The sequence below is a fragment of the Salinicola sp. genome, from assembly GCF_982684285.1.
Genome location: NZ_CEXLVS010000061.1, coordinates 1 through 18,181 on the forward strand (window position 1 = coordinate 1; position 18,181 = coordinate 18,181).

An 18,181-nucleotide genomic window follows, 5' to 3' on the forward strand; every position below is an offset into this window, starting at 1 on the left:
GGCCGATGGCGCCTTGCTGCGTAATCGCGTGACCGACATAGCGACCATGATTCGCCTGGCTCGCGCCACCATGAACAATATTCGCCAGAACATCACCATCGCGCTGGGCCTGAAGGCGGTATTCCTGTTGACGACCATGTTTGGTCTGACCGGGTTGTGGGTGGCTATCATGGCTGATACCGGCGCCACCGTACTAGTGACGCTGAATGCGCTGCGTCTGTTACGGTTCGAGAATCGACAGGGCCCGACACGCGGCGGTGGAGCCTCCGTCAATGTGCCGCCGGAAAGCTCGGGCCAGGCCGCTTCGCCGGCGAGTGCTTGAAGGCGGATAGCTAGACATCGACCAGGGAAGGTGATCATGGATAGCATTTGGATGGTGTTCGGCCTGGCATTGCTTCCCGCGTTGGGAAACTTCGGTGGCGGGCTGGTTGCGGAGGTCTCGCGGACGCGTGGCATGTCGCATACACAGAAATAACGGATTATTGACATTGAGGACGACGGCGTGGGTATGGAAGCGTCCGCATTGTCGCAACTTGGTCAGCAAGAGAAACGCCTCAATGAAAGCAGCACGGTTCATGCTGTCGTATTGGCAGAACGCCGAGAGTCACATGGTCATCGTAGCGAGAATGGATTCATAAACACTTCCAGCCAGGCATAGAGCCCATGACATCTCCACACCCCCGATCTTGGCGTGGATATGCCGCTGGTCTCGTCAACCGAAAGGTGTCCGCACGACGGCAGGAGCGGTTCAGAAGCAGGCAAGCCCCCTAGGGGGCTTGCTATTCTTTATTGACGCTGTTACATGCAGCCTAGACGGGGCTCTGCTGCCTGTGGTCTCCTAATTCACATCACCAGCCCCGCAATCAGGATCGGCATCACAAACGTGGCGGATAGCGGCATCCTCGGGTTGTAAGGTGGTGTGCTCAATACCGAAGCGCCCCCGCAATATCGTTTGCAACTGCGGCAGTATCTCTTCCCATCGTCCCATCGCTTCCACATCAATATGCGCCGCTAGAGCTTGACTGTTTGATGATAGGCTCCAGATATGCATGTCATGGATAGCAAAAACGCCGTCGACCCGGACAAGGGCGCAGCCGACTTCATGTGCATCGATTCCTTCTGGCACGCCTTCCATCAACACTTGCGTCACCTCACGCAGTAGTCGAACGGCGGATACCAGAATCAATAGGCTGACGAAAAGAGACAGGATCGGGTCCGCAATGGGCGGCCCGCCCAGATAAATGACCGCCCCGGCAACCAGCGCAGCGACCGAGCCCAGCAAGTCTCCCATTACGTGCAGGAGCGCTCCGCGAACGTTTATAGTCTGCTCTCCACGCATCAGCGCCCAAGCCACTGCGATATTCACCAGCAAACCGAGCCCGCCGATCGCCAAAACCATGCCACCGGCAACAGCGGGGGTGTCTGCCATGCGGCGGATCGCTTCATAGGCGATAAATACAATCACTCCGAACATAAACAGCACGTTAAACAGGGCTCCGAGAATTTCGGCGCGCTTGAGTCCAAAGGAATGCTGACGCGATGCCGGCTTCTTGGCCAGCCAAGCGGCGAAGGCACCAATCCCTAACGACAATGAATCGGTAAGCATGTGGCCTGCGTCCGATAACAGGGCAAGCGAATCAGCTATCAGGCCGCCGAATACTTCGACAGCTGCAAAACCTGTAGTGAAGACCAGTGCAAACAACAAGGTCTTGCCGCCACTATGGCTATGATTGTGGTCTGACATTGATGCCTCCTTCGTATATTGGCCATCGAGATTCCCCGCGAGCCGCTCTCACTCTCTATCAGGCCATTGGGTCGATATGTTTTTCCGCGCTAATGAAAGGCAGTTTGCACCTACCACATTACGATTGGATATATTCACAAAGGAAGCCGTGGCTCGCCACGGCTGTCGTCCCGTAGCAGAAGTCATCCTAGTCGCTGGTGATCGTCGTACCGGCGCCAGTGCCTTTGAGCCTTTTCTTCGAGCGGATGGTGGTGGTCTTGCTTTTTTACTCTCATTCATTTTGAGTCTTCCGTGTGCCAGGCTTTTATCTGCCTTACTTGAGGTAGGACTTAATGACCTGTAGTACCGCGTCCAAGTCTTGTTGCCGCTGCGCCAGTTCGGGCTCCCTGACGACGTGATCAGTCAGGTGCCCCTCCATGACGGCGGCCATCAACCCATTCACCGCCCCGCGAATCGCGGCGATCTGTTGCAGCACTGCAGTACAGTCGCCTTCCTGGTCAAGCTGCCTTTCAAGTGCGGCCGCCTGCCCCTGAATGCGTCGAACACGGGTTAGCAGCTTCGCTTTGTCTTTGATCGTGTGCATATGATTGTCTCTTTGAAGAGGAAAATTATACAGGGAGGTAGTATACGAATACTAGGGGGCAGTATGATCGGTTGCAAGAAAGTTGAAGGGATACGAATCGTTCTATCCAGCATGCCGTCTATAACCGACAGCGACACCTAAAGGAGGATCCATGCTCCAAGTGCTGAGTCACCGTAGTTACCGCCATTTATTCCTAGCCCAGGTCACCGCTCTCGTCGGCACCGGGCTGACGACGGTCGCCCTCGCGCTGCTGGCCCATGATCTTGCGGCCGGGAAGGCGGGGATCGTGCTAGGCACGGCTCTGGCGATCAAGATGGTGGCCTATGTGGGCATAGCGCCGCTGGTCGGGGCCTACGCTTCGCATCTGCCACGCCGCACTCTGCTGGTTAGCCTGGACCTGCTACGGGCATCTGTGGTCTGCGCGTTGCCCTTCGTCACCGAGGTCTGGCAGATTTATGTGCTGATCTTCCTGATCAGTGCCGCCTCGGCGGGCTTCACCCCGGTCTTCCAGGCGACGATCCCGGATCTCCTCGAAAACGAGGAGCAGTATATCCGGGCGCTATCGCTGTCGCGGCTCGCCTATGACCTCGAGAATCTGCTCAGCCCCATGGCCGCCGCGGCACTGTTGATGGTAATGAGCTTCGATGTGCTGTTCCTGCTCAACGGCCTGGCCTTCCTAGTCTCGGCCGGCCTGGTCGTTTCGGTGGTCCTGCCATCGCCCCAGGCCTCGGATGACGAGACGCCGAACGTTTGGTGTAGGGTTTCACACGGTATGGGAATCTACCTGAAGACGCCCCGGCTGCGAGGGCTGCTGGCCCTGAACATGGTGGTGTCGGCCGCCGGGGCCATGCAGATCGTCAATACCGTGGTCTACGTCCGCTCTGCCCTGGGCCTGGGCGAGCAGGCAGTGGCCATGGTCTTCGCGGCAGTCGGGGGCGGTTCGATGCTGGTGGCCCTGCTGCTGCCGAAAATGCTGGAGCGCGTGCGTGAGCGCCCGGTCATGCTCGCGGGCGGCGCGCTGATGACGGTGAGTCTGTTCCTCGGCCTGCTCGCTCCCGGGTTAGTCGGCCTGATGGGGCTGTGGTTTCTGCTGGGCGCCGGCGCCTCGCTCGTCATGACTCCCACCGGGCGCCTGCTCAAACAGTCGTGCCAGCCAGAGGACCGTCCGGCACTGTTCGCCGCGCAGTTCTCGCTGTCGCATGGCTGCTGGCTGGTAGCCTATCCGTTGGCCGGCTGGGTCGGGGCCGAGGTGGGCCTGATCGAGACCTTCGTCCTGCTGGGGGCGATCGCGCTGGTGTCGACGGAACTCGCGACCCGTGTCTGGCCGTCATGGGACCCGATCGTGCTTGAGCATGATCATGCTCCTATGGAGCACACCCATTTACATTACCATGACGACCACCACCAGCATGCGCATGAGGGCTGGGAGGGGCTGGAACCGCATCGCCACCCCCACTATCATCAGGTAGGCCTGCATCGGCACGCTTTTGTGATCGATAGCCATCACACGAAATGGCCATCGTGAAATAACGAAGAGGCACAAGGAACGTCATGCATGCATGTAGGGGCGCTGCTGATTGTAGCGCAGCATCAGGTAGAAGCCGATATCCCGTAAAGCCTAACGCACCGATAAGTAACCGGTCGCGGACATCCATTCGCTCTTGTAGCTTCGAAATAACCGCTCCATGGACAAATTGGCCCCGCTTGGAGCGGCGGCTTCTCACATTGTGGGCGGACTTAAACCAGGGGGAAGGTCAATCCGTCAATCTCGATCCGATCATCCTGATGCAAGCGACAGCAGCGATTCGGCTATCGGCATTCGGCTATCCAGTGACATCATGACACTCAATGCAGTTACCACCACGATCGAGATACCGAAGACCTTGCGAGCCCAGGCTTGATCATTGGTGGTTCGGAAGCCTCTGAGCGTAAAACTGAGCCAGTAACCGCCCACGGCAACGGCAACGATGGCGTAGGCCCATCCGGTATAGCCGGCAACCGATAGCATGACCGAGGCGATCAGGAACAGCACCGTGTTGATCACGATATGTCGCTTGGCCACCGCGATGCCGTGCTTCACCGGTAGAACGGGTATCGATGCCGAGGCGTAGGCGTCGAAGCGAAAGATGGCAATCGCATAGGAGTGCGGCATCTGCCACATGCTGAAAATGATCAGCAATAGCAGGGCACCCAGATCGAACGTACCCGTCACCGCACAGTATCCGATCACCGGTGGCGATGCGCCGGATAAACTTCCGATCAGCGTGCTGTAGACCGAGTGGCGTTTGAGGTAGAGGCTATAGGCACCCACATAGATGGCAAAGCCTAATGCCGCGAATCCGGTAGCCAACGGCGTCGTCATCCACGCCAGCAGGCCAAAACCGACGATACCCAGCAAGCACCCGAACAGCAGGGCGATCGGAATCGAAATCTCGCCGGTCACCATGGCTCGAGACTGAGTGCGTGCCATATGGCCGTCGATATCGCGATCGATAATGTTATTGAAAACACAGCCGGACGCGACGACCAACGAGGTGCCCAGTACCACTGCCAGAAATAACCACGGTTCGAAACGGCCACCGGCGGCCAGGAAATAGCCGCCGATGACTGTGACGAGATTGCCGAAGATGATACCGGGCTTGGTCAACGAACTGTAAGCCTTGTATGTCACTTGGCTATCACATCAAATTCAGACGGAGGTGGTGCATGATCCATAGTGATCCCCCGACAATCAGTCCTATGATCACCGCCGTAAATACAAAAAATCCACCAGATTCACGACCCTGCTGAGTTCTAAATTCGAGATGCATGAAAAGAATTAACTGCACCAGGACCTGAACTACCGCCGTGACAATCACCGTAATGGCAGTTGCCAGGATACTGAATTTCCCCAGCATGACTACGCCAAAAGCCACCAGCGTTAGCGCAATCGATAGAATCAATCCAACAGTATAAGATTTATGGCTACCGTGGCTGGTGCCATCGTGAGAAGTGTGACTATCGTTCATGTCACATCGCTCCTATCAGGTAGACGAAGGAGAAGACGCAGATCCAGACAATGTCCAGGAAATGCCAGAACAGGCTCAGGCACAGCATTCGGGGTTTGGTCACACTGTCCAGCCCGCGTTTGGATATCTGGAAGAACATGATCGCGATCCAGATCAGGCCAAAGGTCACGTGCAGACCATGGGTCCCCACCAGGGTGAAGAAGGCTGACAGGAAGGCGCTACGGTCCGGACCGTAGCCTTCGGCGATGAGGTTATGGAATTCGTACACCTCCATCGCGACGAAGCCAAAGCCCAGCAGGAACGTTACCGCCAACCACTTGAGGACGGCGCCGCGGTCGCCAGCATTCTGCGCCAGCACGGCGAGGCCGAAAGTGAAACTGCTGATCAACAGCAAAAAGGTTTCGACCAACACGAAAGGTAGCTCGAAAATCTCCTGCGAGGTCGGACCACCCGCAGTGGCGTTGGCCAGCACCCCAAAAGTGGCGAACAGCGTCCCGAAGATCACCAGATCGCTCATCAGGTAGATCCAGAACCCGAAGATCTTCATTGCGCCTGCGTCGTGGTGCTCATGCCCGTCGTGGGCATGAGCGTCATGTTGCTTGATTGTGTCGGTTGCCATGATTAAGCCTGCATCTCCAACCGTTTGTGGTATTCACGCTCGGTCCTTTCGACCTCGGCAGCGCTGACGTGGTAGTCGGTATCGTTATTGAAAATACGGAACATGAACGTCACGAACATGCCAATGGCGCCCACGGCTACCAGCCACCAGATGTGCCAGATCAGCGCGAAACCGAAGAACAGGGCGAACAGCGACATGATCGGGCCTTCGGCCGTGTTCCTGGGCATGTGAATGTCCTCGAACTTGGTCGCCAGCTCGCGCTTGAAGCCACCCGGCTGCTGCTTCATCTCCCAGTAGCTATCGATGGACGCGACATCTGGCAGGTAAGCGAAGTTGTAGTTCGGGGGCGGAGAGGAGGTGGACCACTCCAGCGTGCGCCCATCCCACGGATCGCCTGTCAGATCACGGTTCTTCTCGCGATCGCGAATACTGACGACAAGCTGGATCACGATGCAGGCAATGCCGCAGGCGATGATCACGGCGCCAAACCAAGCCACGATCATCAGCGGCTGCCACTCGGTCTGTTCGTAGGACTGCATCCGGCGCATGGCACCGAAGAAGCTCAGCGCATACAGCGGCATGAACGCGACGTAGAAGCCGATCAGCCAGCACCAGAAGGAGCGCTTGCCCCATTTTTCACTCAGCGTGAAGCCGAAGGCTTTCGGGAACCAGTACGTGAAGCCGGCCATCATCCCGAACACCACGCCGCCGATGATGACGTTATGGAAGTGAGCGATGACGAAGAGCGTGTTGTGTAGCACAAAGTTCGCCCCCGGCACGGCTAGCATGACACCGGTCATACCGCCCAGGGTAAAGGTGATGATGAAACCGATCGTCCAGAGTACCGGCGTCGTGAACTGGATGCGCCCGCGATACATGGTGAACAGCCAGTTGAAGATCTTCACGCCCGTGGGTATGGCGATGATCATCGTTGCAATGCCAAAGAAGGAATTTACATCAGCACCCGCGCCCATGGTGAAGAAGTGGTGCAGCCAGACGGTGAACGACAAAAATGCGATCACGACGGTGGCCCAGACCATGGTCTTGTAGCCGAACAGACGCTTCTTGGTAAAGGTCGCGATGACCTCGGAGAAGACACCGAACGCCGGCAAGATCAAGATGTAGACTTCCGGGTGGCCCCAGGCCCAGATGAGGTTGACGTACATCATCTGGCTGCCGCCCATATCATTGGTGAAGAAGTGCATGCCCAGATAGCGATCCAGAGTCAGCAGGGCAATGGTCACGGTCAGGATCGGGAACGACAAAATGATCAGCACGTTGGTGCAGAGCGCCGTCCAGGTGAAGATCGGCATGCGAAACAGGGACATGCCCTTGGTGCGCATTTTCAGGATGGTGACGAAGAAGTTGATCCCCGTCAGCGTGGTCCCGATACCCGATATCTGCAATGCCCAGATCCAATAGTCGACCCCAACGCCTGGACTGTATTTCAACTCCGATAGCGGCGCGTAGGCCAGCCAGCCGGTCTTGGCGAACTCGCCGATAACCAAAGACATGTTCACCAGAATCACGCCCACCGCGAACAGCCAGAAACTCAGGTTGTTCATGAACGGGAAGGCCACGTCGCGAGCGCCGATCTGCAGCGGCACGACCAGATTCATCAAACCGATGACCATGGGCATGGCGACGAAGAAGATCATGATGACACCGTGGGCGGTGAAGATCTGATCGTAGTGTTCGGGAGGCAGATAGCCCTCGGCGCCACCGGCAGCAATGGCTTGCTGCGTTCGCATCATGATCGCATCGGCGAAGCCGCGAATCAGCATGACGAGCGCAACGAGGAAGTACATCACACCGATCTTCTTGTGATCAATGGAAGTGATCCACTCGCGCCACAGATAACCCCACTTGCGATAGTAGGTAATCAGACCAACGAGCAGGGCACCACCGAACAAGATGGCCGCCGCGGTGACCATGATGATTGGCTGCTCGAATGGAATCGAATCTAAACTGAGTTTTCCAAACATGACGTTACTCCGCTGCCTGCGCACTCATGGGCATTGAAGACTCCCGTGCTTCGTTGTGCTCGCCATGGTTATCCGTACCCCCATGACCCGCTTTGTAACTTTTGATCAGATCGCCATAGAAATCCGGCGAGACCTGCGAAAAGTATTCTACTGGATTGGCAATCGAGGGCTTGGCGATCTGGTCATAGTTCTCCGGGAACATCATGCTCTTGGGAGACTGTTTGACCTTGTCGACCCACGCCTGGTAGTCCGATTCCGTCGTCACATTGGTGTCGAACAGCATTTCGGAGAAACCTTCACCGCTGTAATGCGTCGAACGACCACGGAAGGAGCCTGTTTCATTGCCTTCCAAATACACGTCGTTGTCCATTCCGGCCATGGCGTAGATCTGGCTGCCCAGGGTGGGGACCATGAACGAATTCATGACGGTGCCCGAGGTCACGCGGAAATGAATCGGCGTATCTACCGGGATGGTCAGCTCATTGACCGTCGCGATGCCTTCGTCGGGATAGACGAACAGCCATTTCCAATCGAGCGAAATCGCATCGATGGTCATGGTTTCGTCTTCACTGGCGATCGGCTTGTGCGGGTCGTAAGAGTGCGACGTCTGCCATGTCAGGATGGCAAGGAAAAAGATGATGACGCACGGAATGGCCCATACGAATATCTCGATGATGTTCGAATGTTCCCAGTTCGGCGTGTACTTGGCCGCGAGGTTGGTCCCGCGATATTTCCACGCAAACAGAATGGTCATCACGATGACCGGAATGACCACGATCAACATCAAGCCAAAGGCCGTAATGATCAGCGATTTAAGACCCTGGCCGACCTGGCCGGTCGGGTCCATCAAGGCGGATCCACAACCACTCAACAACAATGGCGCGGTTAACCACGTCATCACACTCAAATACTTGAGGGAGTTCCTTTTTCTCATCTCACGACCCCAGTGGAGGAAAGCTTTTCGGCCCTGCAACAATCGGTTAGCGGCCTGCATCATACGCTGCTAGCCAGGGCTGACAACTCTGACAAGACGCGCAGTGGCGCACCGAGCATCGGACGTCGCCAACGAAGTAGGGATTTCGCGGTCGGTAGTGTACCGAAAAATTGGCTTTTGATCAGATGATGGCGGGAAACTCTCCGCCAGTGTGGCGATATGTCGCAGATCGTCTGCGGTTCGCTTTTGGCCGTTCCGATCAGCGTAGTTCAACTCGGTGGCGATCTCAGGATTTTCGTCGTTGACGCCGGTGATTCGGTCCGGGTCCGCCGCAGCCTCTGTATTCGCATAATATATATTATGTTAAATATACTATTCGCCGCACGTGCCCGGGAGCGCCAAGTTCCGGCAATCCGCCTCACCCGGTGGCTCCCCGCCACGCTAGCGCGTAGAATGTGCCGCTCTCGATGATAACGGGAAATTCGATGCTCGATTCGGATGTGCTGCTCAAACAGGCAGATCAACAGTGTCAGGAACGCGGCGTTCGTTTTACGCCGATTCGCCGCCGCGTACTGGAGATGATCTCCAGTACGCCGGGAGGCCTGAAAGCCTACGATCTGCTCGATCGGCTCTCGGACGAGCACGCTTCCGCGCGTCCCCCAACCGTCTATCGGGCGCTGGATTTCCTGATCGAGCAAGGCCTGGTTCATCGCATCGAGTCGCTCAACGCCTACATTGCCTGTCCGTGCCCTGAACACGTGCACCGTTTCCAGCTGCTGATCTGCCGACACTGCGGCCGTGTCGAGGAACTTCATCAGGAAGTCGTTGGCGAGATGCTGTCGCGGACCGCAAGGGAGCGAGGATTCACGATCCAGCGCCAGACCATCGAGCTGCTCGGCGCGTGCGACGCCTGTGTCGAGAACGGCTCAGCCTCATCTGACTGATTTCAACCTATGGTAACGCCCATGTCCGGCCTCTTTCACGATCTCGAGCGTTCATCATCCGGCGCTCGGGTAGCCATCGGCGATCTGCTCACGGCGGCCAGATGGAACGTCGATGGACTGATTCCCGCCATCGCGCAGCAACACGACAGCGGCGAGGTGCTGATGTTGGCGTGGATGAACCGCGCGGCGCTGGAGGAAACGCTGGCCACCGGGCGTGTCTGCTACTGGTCCCGCTCCCGGCAGGCGTTCTGGCGCAAGGGTGAGACATCGGGCCAGCAGCAGCATCTGGTCGAGGCGCGTCTCGACTGCGATGGCGACACCTTACTGCTCAAGGTGGACCAGTCGGGGCCCGCCTGTCATACCGGTCGACGTCACTGTTTCTACCTGCGCCTGACCCCGGAATCCTGTGAAGTCGACAGTGAGCCCTTGATTTCACCGGACACGCTCTACGGCCACAAGCGCTGATATCCGCCGTGATCGCCAAGATAGCCACCTGGCTGTTTACCGGTCTGATTCAACTCTATCGCTACGGTATCAGCCCGCTGATCGGACCACGCTGCCGGTTCTGGCCGACCTGCTCGAATTACGCGCTGGAGGCCATTCGGTTGCACGGGCCCTGGCGTGGCATGTGGTTGGCCATCCGCCGCATCCTGAAATGTCACCCTTTTCATCCAGGCGGCGTCGACCCGGTGCCCGACCCCCACCACCGGAAATGTCCGTGTCACCGGGCAGACCACCAGGAGTAGGCGCCGGGCCGCGCGATCAATGAACCGCTCGGTTGTCCCGGGCCTCGCGAGCGATGGCGTAGATGCTCTCGATCATCGCATGCAGCCCGTTGCTGCGCGTCGGCGACAGGTGCTTGTCGAGCCCGAGTTCCGCCAGGAATCTGGGCTCCCCGTTCAGAATTTCATCGGGTTCACGATCATCGTAGATCCGCATCAGGATCGCGATCAGCCCGCTGACGATGGCGGCGTCCGACGTCGCGCGAAAGCGCAACCGCCCCGCTTCTTCCGTGGCGCGCAACCAGACGTTGGACTGGCAGCCCTCGATCTTGTATCTCGCCACCTTGTCCTGTTCAGGATATTCCGGAAGCTGGCGCCCCATATCGATGATGTACTGGTAGCGATCCATCCAGTTATCGAAGATCGAGAACTCATCCAGCAGCTCGGCCTGGGCCTGCGCAATACTCATTAGCGTCTCCTAGTCGAATGTTCGCATTATAGGGGTTGTACGATCCGATCCCCATAGTCTGACTTCTTTCATTACATAGAGATTTTTACGTATACACCTTACGTAAATCGCCTATGCTAGGTCCCAGGAGCCATCAGAAGCTCCGGCATCACTCGCAACGCAAGGGAACCAGACATGGCACGTAACGGCATCCGCTATGACGACGTCTGCCGCGCTATCGATACACTCCAGCAGCGTGGGGAGGCGGTCAGCGTTCAGAAGGTCCGTGAATTTCTCGGTACCGGCAGCTATACCACCATCAGCGATCATCTTCGCGAATGGCGACTGCGCCAGAGTGGCGACTCGGTACAGGCCATTCCCCGCAATCTCGAACGCCCCGAGGGGCTCGATGCCTGGGTTGCCGATATCTGGGACAAGGCCCAGCGGGCCGCCTACGAGAAGCTCGCGGTCTACCGTCAGGAAGCCGACGAGCAGATTCGCGAGGCGGACGAAGCCAGCCACCAGGCAAGACGCCAGTGCGAGGATGCCGAGCAGCGGCTGCAGGCGCTCAACGAGCACATGCTTCGCGTCCAGGAGCGTTTCGAGAGCAAGACCACCGAAGCCGCGCATCTCCAGGCCGAGCTGCAATCGCTGCAATCCGCCCAGAACCAGCAGCAGAAACGCATCGTGCAACTCGAGCAGACCTGCCAGCGCCATCAGGCCAGCCTGGAACAGGCGGAACAGCAGCACCGTGACGCGATGGCCAAGCAGCACCAAGCCAACCAGGCCAAGCTCGCCCAGGAAGAGAAGCGCCACGAGTCCGCGGAGTCACGGCTGATGGGCCTGCTGGAGGACGCGCGCCAGGAGCGCCTGAAGCAGGAAAAGCAGTATGAACAGCGCCTCGCGTCGCTGGACCAGCGGTGCGAGCGGCTGCAGCAGGATCTCTCCGAACAGCGCCGCCAGTACGGTCAGCTTCAGGAGTCCCTGCGCGCCGACAAGGTGCACATGGAACAGGCCGAGAGCGAGAAGCGCGTCAGCGACGACCGCGTCAAATCCATGCAACAGGAGCGCCAGCGCCTGGAGAGCGAGCTCAAGAATCTGCGTGCGGCCAATCGCGAGCTGCACGACAGGCTGTCCCGCGCCGCCCTGCCCCCCACGGCCAGCTGATGGCGGGCTCGCCGATCACTCCTCGACCGGCAGCAGCCCCACCTCTTCGTAGTAACGCCGCGCTCCGGGATGCAGGGGCGCGGTCACCCCTTCTCTGACCATCTTGGCTGCCGTCAGCGTCGCCAGCGACGGGTGTGACCGGCGCAGCGCCTCCAGATTCTCGAACACGGCCTTGACCAGCCGATAGACATCGCCGTCATCGACGTCCGATCGCGTCATCAGGGTCGCCCTGACGCCGAAGGTCGTCGTGTCATCGGGCGTATTGGCATAAGTGCCGCCAGGAATCACGGTGACGCTGTAATATGGCGCGGCCTCGATCAGATGGGCGACGTCGGGCCCGGAGACATCGACCAGATGGGCACCGCAACGTCGGGTCGCCTCCTCGATGGCCTGCGACGGATGGCCGACGACGTAGAAAAATGCGTCCAGCTTGCCGCTGCACATGACCCGGGTCATATCTTCCGGTTTCAGCTCGCTGGCCAGGGCGAAGGCGCCTTCCGTCTTGCCTTTGACGGCCAGCAAGGCGTTCAGCGTGGCGCGGTGGCCTGACCCCGGGTTGCCCACGTTGACACGCTTGCCCAGGAGGTCGTCGAACTCGCGGATATCGGCCGGCTTGGCCACGACGGTGAACGCTTCGGCGTGCAGCGAGAACAGGGTTCTCAGATCGGGGCTGGGACCGTTGTCGTAGAACTGGGCGGTGCCTTCGAAGGCCGCGTACTGAACATCCGACTGGACGATGCCGAAAGCGAGATCCCCGTTGCGAACGCTGTTGGCGTTATAGAACGACCCACCGGTCGGCAGCGCCCGGCAGGTGGCCCCGGTCGCCTGCTGGTAGAGTTGGCAGATGGCCCTCCCGGTCGGGAGATAGACTCCGGACGCGCCCCCCGTCCCGATGACGATGGGCGAACCGGCCCATCCCGGGACGGACCAGAGCAGCGAGGCCAGGGCCAGGCAACCGAACTGAAACCGCTTCGTCGACATGGGCGCGTCCTCTCCTCTTCGCTGCGCAATCCGGCCGATACAGGCAGGTTGCTGTCATCCGGACTATCGGCTGCAGCGAAAGAAGCTGAAACTCGCGGCCGGGCCGACCTACCGCCGGGGCGCTCGCCAAAACGCGAAGAGCGCCCGTGACGAGCGCTCTTCGCGGGAGACGGTGGTGGCAAGCGTGCTGGCCTGCGAGCCACGGCGAGTCTCAGTAGTAGGCGTTGGTGGTATCGGTATGGTCGGTGACGTCGCGGATGCCGGCCAACTCCGGAATTCGCTCCATCAGCGTCTTCTCGACGCCATCCTTGAGGGTGAGGTCGACTGCCGCGCACCCCTGGCAGCCGCCACCGAACTGCAGCACCGCGATCTGCTCCTCGGTCATCTGGATCAAGCGGATTTCACCGCCATGGGACGCGAGCCCAGGGTTGATCTCGCTGTAGAGGATGTAGTTGACGCGATCCTCGAGCGGGCTGTCGGCGTTGACCTTCGGCATCTTGGCGTTGGGCGCCTTGATGGTGAGCTGGCCACCCATGCGGTCCGCGTTGAAATCGACGACGGCCTCTTCCAGAAACGGCACGCTGTTCTTGTCGAGATAGACGCTGAACTTCTCCAGCTCCACCCGCTCGTCGCTGGGCTCCTCCTCGCCCGGGCGGCAGTAGGCAAGACAGGTCTCGGCATAGGGGGTGCCGGGCTGGGTGATGAAGACGCGCACGGCGATGTCGTCGACGTTCTGCTTGGCCAGCAACTCGGCCAGGTACTCCTGGCCGCTTTCGGTGATCTGAATCGGTTGGCTCATGAGACTGGGAACTCTGCTTGAGATGTACCGTCATGGTAGGAAAAAGCGCGCGCCAAGACAATCCCGAGTGATTTAGTCAGGCTTGTCGCCCAAGTCCCGCCACCCGTGCCTTTCTGATACCATGCGGCCCCTTGGCGTCTCGCGAGGGACGCGACCTGTCCACCTGCTGTTGGAGAGTCACCGCCATGACTGCCATTACCGCCTCCGCCTCGCTCGCCACGCTGAAGCAGACGCTGAGCGAGCGTATCGTGATCCTCGACGGCGGCATGGGGACGATGCTGCAGGATCATGGCCTGGAAGAGGCGGACTTTCGCGGTCAGCGTTTCGCCGACTGGCCCAGCGAACTCAAGGGCAACAACGATCTGCTGACGTTGACGCGGCCGGATATCGTCGAGTCGATCCACCGCGCCTACCTGGAGGCGGGCGCCGATATCGTCGAGACCAACACCTTCAACAGCACCCGGCTGTCCCAGTCCGATTACGGCATGGAGTCGCTGACCGTCGAGCTCAATCGCGAAGCGGCCAGGCTGGCCAGGGAGGTCTGCGACGCCGTCGCCGAGGAGACCGGCATTCCACGCCATGTCGCTGGCGTGCTGGGGCCGACCTCGCGTACCGCCTCGCTGTCGCCGGACGTCAACGACCCGGCCAGGCGCAACGTCACCTTCGATCAACTGCGGGACAACTACACCGAAGCCGCCACCGCGCTGATCGATGGCGGCGCCGATATCATCCTGATCGAGACGATCTTCGACACCCTCAATGCCAAGGCCGCCATCTACGCTCTCGAGGCGCTGTTCGAGAGCCGCGGCGAACGGCTACCGGTGATGATCTCCGGTACCATCACCGACGCCTCCGGCCGTACCCTCTCCGGCCAGACGACCGAGGCGTTCTGGAACGCGGTCCGTCACGCCCGGCCGCTCTCCGTCGGCTTGAACTGCGCGCTCGGCGCCGAGGAGCTTCGGCCCTATCTCGAGGAGCTTGCGAACAAGGCCGACACCTTCGTCTCCGCCCATCCCAACGCGGGGTTGCCCAACGAATTCGGCGAATACGACCAGACCGCCGACGAGATGGCGGCCATCGTCCGCGAGTTCGCCGAGAGCGGGTTGATCAACGTCATCGGCGGCTGTTGCGGCACGACGCCGGAGCATATCGCCGCGGTCAGGCGCGCCGTCGACGGCATCGCGCCCCGCCCCGTTCCCGAGCGCCCCGCCGCCTGTCGCCTCTCCGGCCTCGAGCCGTTCAACATCGAAGCCGGCGCGCTGTTCGTCAACGTCGGCGAGCGCACCAACGTCACCGGCTCGGCCCGTTTCAAGCGCCTGATCCAGGAAGAGGATTACACAACCGCGCTGGAGGTCGCCCTGGAGCAGGTCGAGAACGGTGCCCAGGTGATCGACATCAACATGGACGAGGGCATGCTGGAGTCCGAGGAGGCGATGGTGCGCTTCCTCAACCTGATCGCCGGCGAACCCGATATCGCGCGCGTGCCGATCATGGTCGACTCCTCCAAGTGGGAGATCATCGAAGCCGGCCTCAAGTGCATTCAGGGCAAGGCGATCGTCAACTCGATCTCGCTGAAGGAGGGCGAAGCGTCGTTCCGCCACCAGGCCAACGAGTGTCGGCGCCACGGTGCCGCCATCGTGGTGATGGCGTTCGACGAACAGGGTCAGGCCGATACCCTCGCCCGCAAGACCGAAATCTGCCAGCGCGCCTACCGCTTGCTGGTCGATGAGATCGGCTTCCCCGCCGAGGACATCATCTTCGATCCCAATATCTTCGCCATCGCCACCGGGATCGAGGAGCACAACAACTACGCCGTCGACTTCATCGAGGCCACCCGGTGGATTCACCAGAACCTGCCCCACGCGATGATTTCGGGCGGCGTCTCCAACGTCTCGTTCTCGTTCCGCGGCAACAATCCGGTGCGCGAGGCGATCCACTCGGTGTTCCTCTATCATGCGATCAAGGCCGGCCTGACCATGGGCATCGTAAATGCCGGCCAGCTGGCGGTCTACGACGACCTGCCGAGCGAGCTGCGCGAGGCGGTCGAGGACGTGGTGCTCAATCGCCGCGACGACGGCACCGAACGCCTGCTCGAGATCGCCGAGCAGCACCGCGGGGATGGCAGCGGCGCGGCGAAGAAGGAAGATCTCGAATGGCGAGGGTGGGACGTCGACAAGCGGATCGAGCACGCCCTGGTCAAGGGCATCACCGCCTATATCGAAGCCGATACCGAGGAGGCCCGGGCGGCCGCCGAGCGTCCCATCGAAGTGATCGAGGGCCCGCTGATGGACGGCATGAACGTGGTCGGGGATCTCTTCGGGGCCGGCAAGATGTTCCTGCCCCAGGTGGTCAAGTCGGCCCGGGTGATGAAGCAGGCCGTCGCCTACCTGATCCCCTACATCGAGGCGGAGAAATCCGGCGAGGCGCAGTCCAAGGGCAAGATCGTGATGGCCACGGTCAAGGGGGACGTCCACGATATCGGCAAGAACATCGTCAGCGTGGTGCTGCAGTGCAACAACTACGAGGTGATCGACCTCGGCGTGATGGTTCCCACGGAGAAGATTCTCAAGACCGCGCGAGACGAGAATGCCGACATCATCGGTCTCTCCGGCCTGATCACGCCGTCGCTGGACGAGATGGTCCACGTCGCCAAGGAGATGAAGCGCCAGGGTTTCACCCTACCCCTGCTGATCGGTGGCGCCACCACCTCGAAGGCGCACACGGCGGTGAAGATCGCGCCCCAGTACGACGAGCCGGTGATCTACGTCAGCGATGCCTCCCGCGCCGTCGGCGTCGCCAGCCGACTGCTCTCGCCGACCCAGAAACCCACCTACTTCGCCGAGATCCGCCAGGAGTACGACCAGGTCCGCGAGCGCAACGCCAAGCGCCGCCCCAAGGCTTCCGACCTACCCTACGCCTCGGCTCGGGAGCGGCGCTTCAAGGTGGACTGGAACCACTTCGAACCGGTCAGGCCGATCCAGCCGGGAATCACCGTGTTCGACGACTACGATCTCGACGAGCTGGTCGATTTCATCGACTGGACCCCCTTCTTCATGACCTGGCAGCTGTCAGGCAAGTATCCCCGTATCCTCGAGGACGAGGTGGTCGGCGAAGCGGCGCGCAGTCTGTTTCGCGATGCCCAGGTGATGCTGCGCAAGCTGATCGACGAGCGCCATATCCAGGCGCGCGGCGTGATCGGTCTGTGGCCCGCCAATAGCGTCGACGACGATGTGATCGAGGTCTACGCCGACGAGAGTCGCGAAACGGTGATCGAGCGGCTCCACCATGTTCGCCAGCAGAGCACCAAGGGCCGCGACGGCATCTGCCATAGCCTGGCCGACTTCATCGCGCCGCGTTATCGAGAGAACGGAGCGCCCAGCGACAAGCTCGACTGGATCGGCGGGTTCGCGGTGACCTCCGGCCATGGTGCCGACGAGTTGGCCAAGCGCTACGAGGCCGCCGGCGACGACTACAACGCGATCCTGGTCCAGGCGCTGTCCGATCGTCTGGCGGAGGCCTTTGCCGAGCGCCTCCACGAGCGCGTGCGCAAGGAGTTCTGGGGTTACGTGCCGGAGGAGACGCTGGACAACGACGCCCTGATCGCCGAAAAATACCAGGGCATCCGCCCCGCTCCCGGCTATCCGGCCTGCCCCGATCACACCGAGAAAGCCACGCTGTTCCGCTTGCTGGAGGCCACCGCCCGCACCGGCATCTCGCTGACCGACAGCTTTGCCATGTGGCCGGCGGCGGCGGTCTCCGGCTGGTATTTCGCCCACCCGGCAGCGAAATATTTCTCTACCGGCAAGATCGGCCGGGATCAGGTCGAGGCGCTGGCCCGGCGCAAGGCGATGCCGCTGGCGGAGCTGGAGCGCTGGCTGTCGCCCGTGCTCTCCTATGATCCGGACGACTCGACAGCCGAGGGCGGCGAACGGGGTCCAGACTCGGCGCTGGCCTCATGACAGCGCTGCTGTAATAACGATAAAGCAAGAAATTATGAGTATTTATTCTTTTGTAGAATAAAGCGAGCGCGGTAAGGTGCTCCCATTGGCAATCCATGACTAGCAGGATCAGGCCCGATGTATCGCTACGACTCTTATGACCAGACGCTCGTCGACGAGCGCGTTGCGCAGTTCCGCGACCAGATGGATCGCTATCTCGCCGGCAAGCTCGGCGAAGAGGAGATCCGTCCGGTCAGCCTCCAGAATGGCCTCTATATCCAGCGCCATGCACCGATGCTGCGTATCGCC

The 18,181-nt window shown here is 60.2% G+C and carries 16 protein-coding genes and 3 pseudogenes; 8 read left to right on the top strand and 11 right to left on the bottom strand.

Annotated features, from left to right (window positions below):
- Positions 1-322: pseudogene (locus AC3AYF_RS07430) on the top strand (heavy metal translocating P-type ATPase); the annotation flags it as partial.
- Positions 323-838: 516 nt separating this feature from the next.
- On the opposite strand, the gene AC3AYF_RS07435 reads toward AC3AYF_RS07430, so the two are convergent.
- Positions 839-1,744 carry a cation diffusion facilitator family transporter gene (locus AC3AYF_RS07435; protein ID WP_071231182.1) on the bottom strand — a complete coding sequence of 302 codons (906 nt, stop codon included), beginning with the start codon at positions 1,742-1,744 and terminating at the stop codon, positions 839-841.
- 313 nt (positions 1,745-2,057) lie between these two features.
- The gene (locus AC3AYF_RS07440) at positions 2,058-2,327 is read right to left on the bottom strand and encodes a metal/formaldehyde-sensitive transcriptional repressor (RefSeq protein ID WP_071231934.1); all 270 of its coding nucleotides are present in this window, start codon (positions 2,325-2,327) and stop codon (positions 2,058-2,060) included.
- A gap of 151 nt (positions 2,328-2,478) precedes the next feature.
- On the opposite strand from AC3AYF_RS07440, the gene AC3AYF_RS07445 reads away from it, so the two are divergent.
- A complete protein-coding gene (locus AC3AYF_RS07445; RefSeq protein WP_295038211.1) occupies positions 2,479-3,852 on the top strand; it encodes an MFS transporter in 1,374 nt (457 codons plus the stop codon).
- A 24-nt stretch (positions 3,853-3,876) separates the two neighbouring features.
- On the opposite strand, the pseudogene AC3AYF_RS07450 reads toward AC3AYF_RS07445, so the two are convergent.
- The 6 genes and pseudogenes from AC3AYF_RS07450 to cyoA all read right to left on the bottom strand — a co-directional run.
- Positions 3,877-4,023, bottom strand: a pseudogene (locus AC3AYF_RS07450) (IS3 family transposase); the annotation flags it as partial.
- Positions 4,024-4,104: 81 nt separating this feature from the next.
- Positions 4,105-4,974, bottom strand: a complete 870-nt coding sequence (cyoE, locus tag AC3AYF_RS07455; RefSeq protein ID WP_487779571.1) for a heme o synthase — start codon at positions 4,972-4,974, stop codon at positions 4,105-4,107.
- Between the two features lie 31 nt (positions 4,975-5,005).
- Positions 5,006-5,335 (bottom strand): cytochrome o ubiquinol oxidase subunit IV, encoded by a 330-nt coding sequence (gene cyoD, locus AC3AYF_RS07460; protein WP_295038206.1) that lies wholly within the window; start codon positions 5,333-5,335, stop codon positions 5,006-5,008.
- Position 5,336: 1 nt separating this feature from the next.
- Entirely contained in the window at positions 5,337-5,954 is a 618-nt protein-coding gene (gene cyoC / locus AC3AYF_RS07465) for a cytochrome o ubiquinol oxidase subunit III (protein ID WP_071231185.1), read from the bottom strand.
- A 2-nt stretch (positions 5,955-5,956) separates the two neighbouring features.
- The gene (gene cyoB / locus AC3AYF_RS07470; RefSeq protein WP_295038225.1) at positions 5,957-7,939 is read right to left on the bottom strand and encodes a cytochrome o ubiquinol oxidase subunit I; all 1,983 of its coding nucleotides are present in this window, start codon (positions 7,937-7,939) and stop codon (positions 5,957-5,959) included.
- A gap of 4 nt (positions 7,940-7,943) precedes the next feature.
- A complete protein-coding gene (gene cyoA, locus AC3AYF_RS07475) occupies positions 7,944-8,933 on the bottom strand; it encodes a ubiquinol oxidase subunit II (protein ID WP_295038220.1) in 990 nt (329 codons plus the stop codon).
- A 425-nt stretch (positions 8,934-9,358) separates the two neighbouring features.
- Here cyoA and AC3AYF_RS07480 point away from each other — a divergent pair, with 425 nt between their 5' ends.
- The 3 genes from AC3AYF_RS07480 to yidD are packed head-to-tail and all read left to right on the top strand — an operon-like array spanning position 9,359 to position 10,563.
- On the top strand, positions 9,359-9,817 hold the full coding sequence (locus AC3AYF_RS07480) for a transcriptional repressor (protein ID WP_295038202.1): 459 nt from the start codon (positions 9,359-9,361) through the stop codon (positions 9,815-9,817).
- A gap of 21 nt (positions 9,818-9,838) precedes the next feature.
- Positions 9,839-10,282 carry a phosphoribosyl-AMP cyclohydrolase gene (gene hisI, locus AC3AYF_RS07485; RefSeq protein ID WP_295038199.1) on the top strand — a complete coding sequence of 148 codons (444 nt, stop codon included), beginning with the start codon at positions 9,839-9,841 and terminating at the stop codon, positions 10,280-10,282.
- Positions 10,283-10,290: 8 nt separating this feature from the next.
- Positions 10,291-10,563 carry a membrane protein insertion efficiency factor YidD gene (gene yidD / locus AC3AYF_RS07490; protein ID WP_487779572.1) on the top strand — a complete coding sequence of 91 codons (273 nt, stop codon included), beginning with the start codon at positions 10,291-10,293 and terminating at the stop codon, positions 10,561-10,563.
- Between the two features lie 16 nt (positions 10,564-10,579).
- Here yidD and AC3AYF_RS07495 read toward each other — a convergent pair whose 3' ends face one another.
- Complete coding sequence (locus AC3AYF_RS07495; protein ID WP_295038196.1) at positions 10,580-11,008, bottom strand: SufE family protein; 429 nt, start codon at positions 11,006-11,008, stop codon at positions 10,580-10,582.
- 174 nt (positions 11,009-11,182) lie between these two features.
- Here AC3AYF_RS07495 and AC3AYF_RS07500 point away from each other — a divergent pair, with 174 nt between their 5' ends.
- On the top strand, positions 11,183-12,154 hold the full coding sequence (locus tag AC3AYF_RS07500; RefSeq protein ID WP_295038193.1) for a DNA-binding protein: 972 nt from the start codon (positions 11,183-11,185) through the stop codon (positions 12,152-12,154).
- 15 nt (positions 12,155-12,169) lie between these two features.
- Here AC3AYF_RS07500 and AC3AYF_RS07505 read toward each other — a convergent pair whose 3' ends face one another.
- Complete coding sequence (locus AC3AYF_RS07505) at positions 12,170-13,135, bottom strand: TAXI family TRAP transporter solute-binding subunit (RefSeq protein WP_295038191.1); 966 nt, start codon at positions 13,133-13,135, stop codon at positions 12,170-12,172.
- A 211-nt stretch (positions 13,136-13,346) separates the two neighbouring features.
- A complete protein-coding gene (nfuA, locus tag AC3AYF_RS07510) occupies positions 13,347-13,934 on the bottom strand; it encodes a Fe-S biogenesis protein NfuA (RefSeq protein WP_295038188.1) in 588 nt (195 codons plus the stop codon).
- Between the two features lie 185 nt (positions 13,935-14,119).
- On the opposite strand from nfuA, the gene metH reads away from it, so the two are divergent.
- Together metH and AC3AYF_RS07520 are read left to right on the top strand one after the other, a co-directional pair.
- Positions 14,120-17,893, top strand: coding sequence for a methionine synthase (metH, locus tag AC3AYF_RS07515; protein WP_295038186.1), 3,774 nt, complete (start codon positions 14,120-14,122; stop codon positions 17,891-17,893).
- 117 nt (positions 17,894-18,010) lie between these two features.
- Positions 18,011-18,181 (top strand): annotated as a pseudogene (locus tag AC3AYF_RS07520) (nitrite/sulfite reductase); the annotation flags it as partial.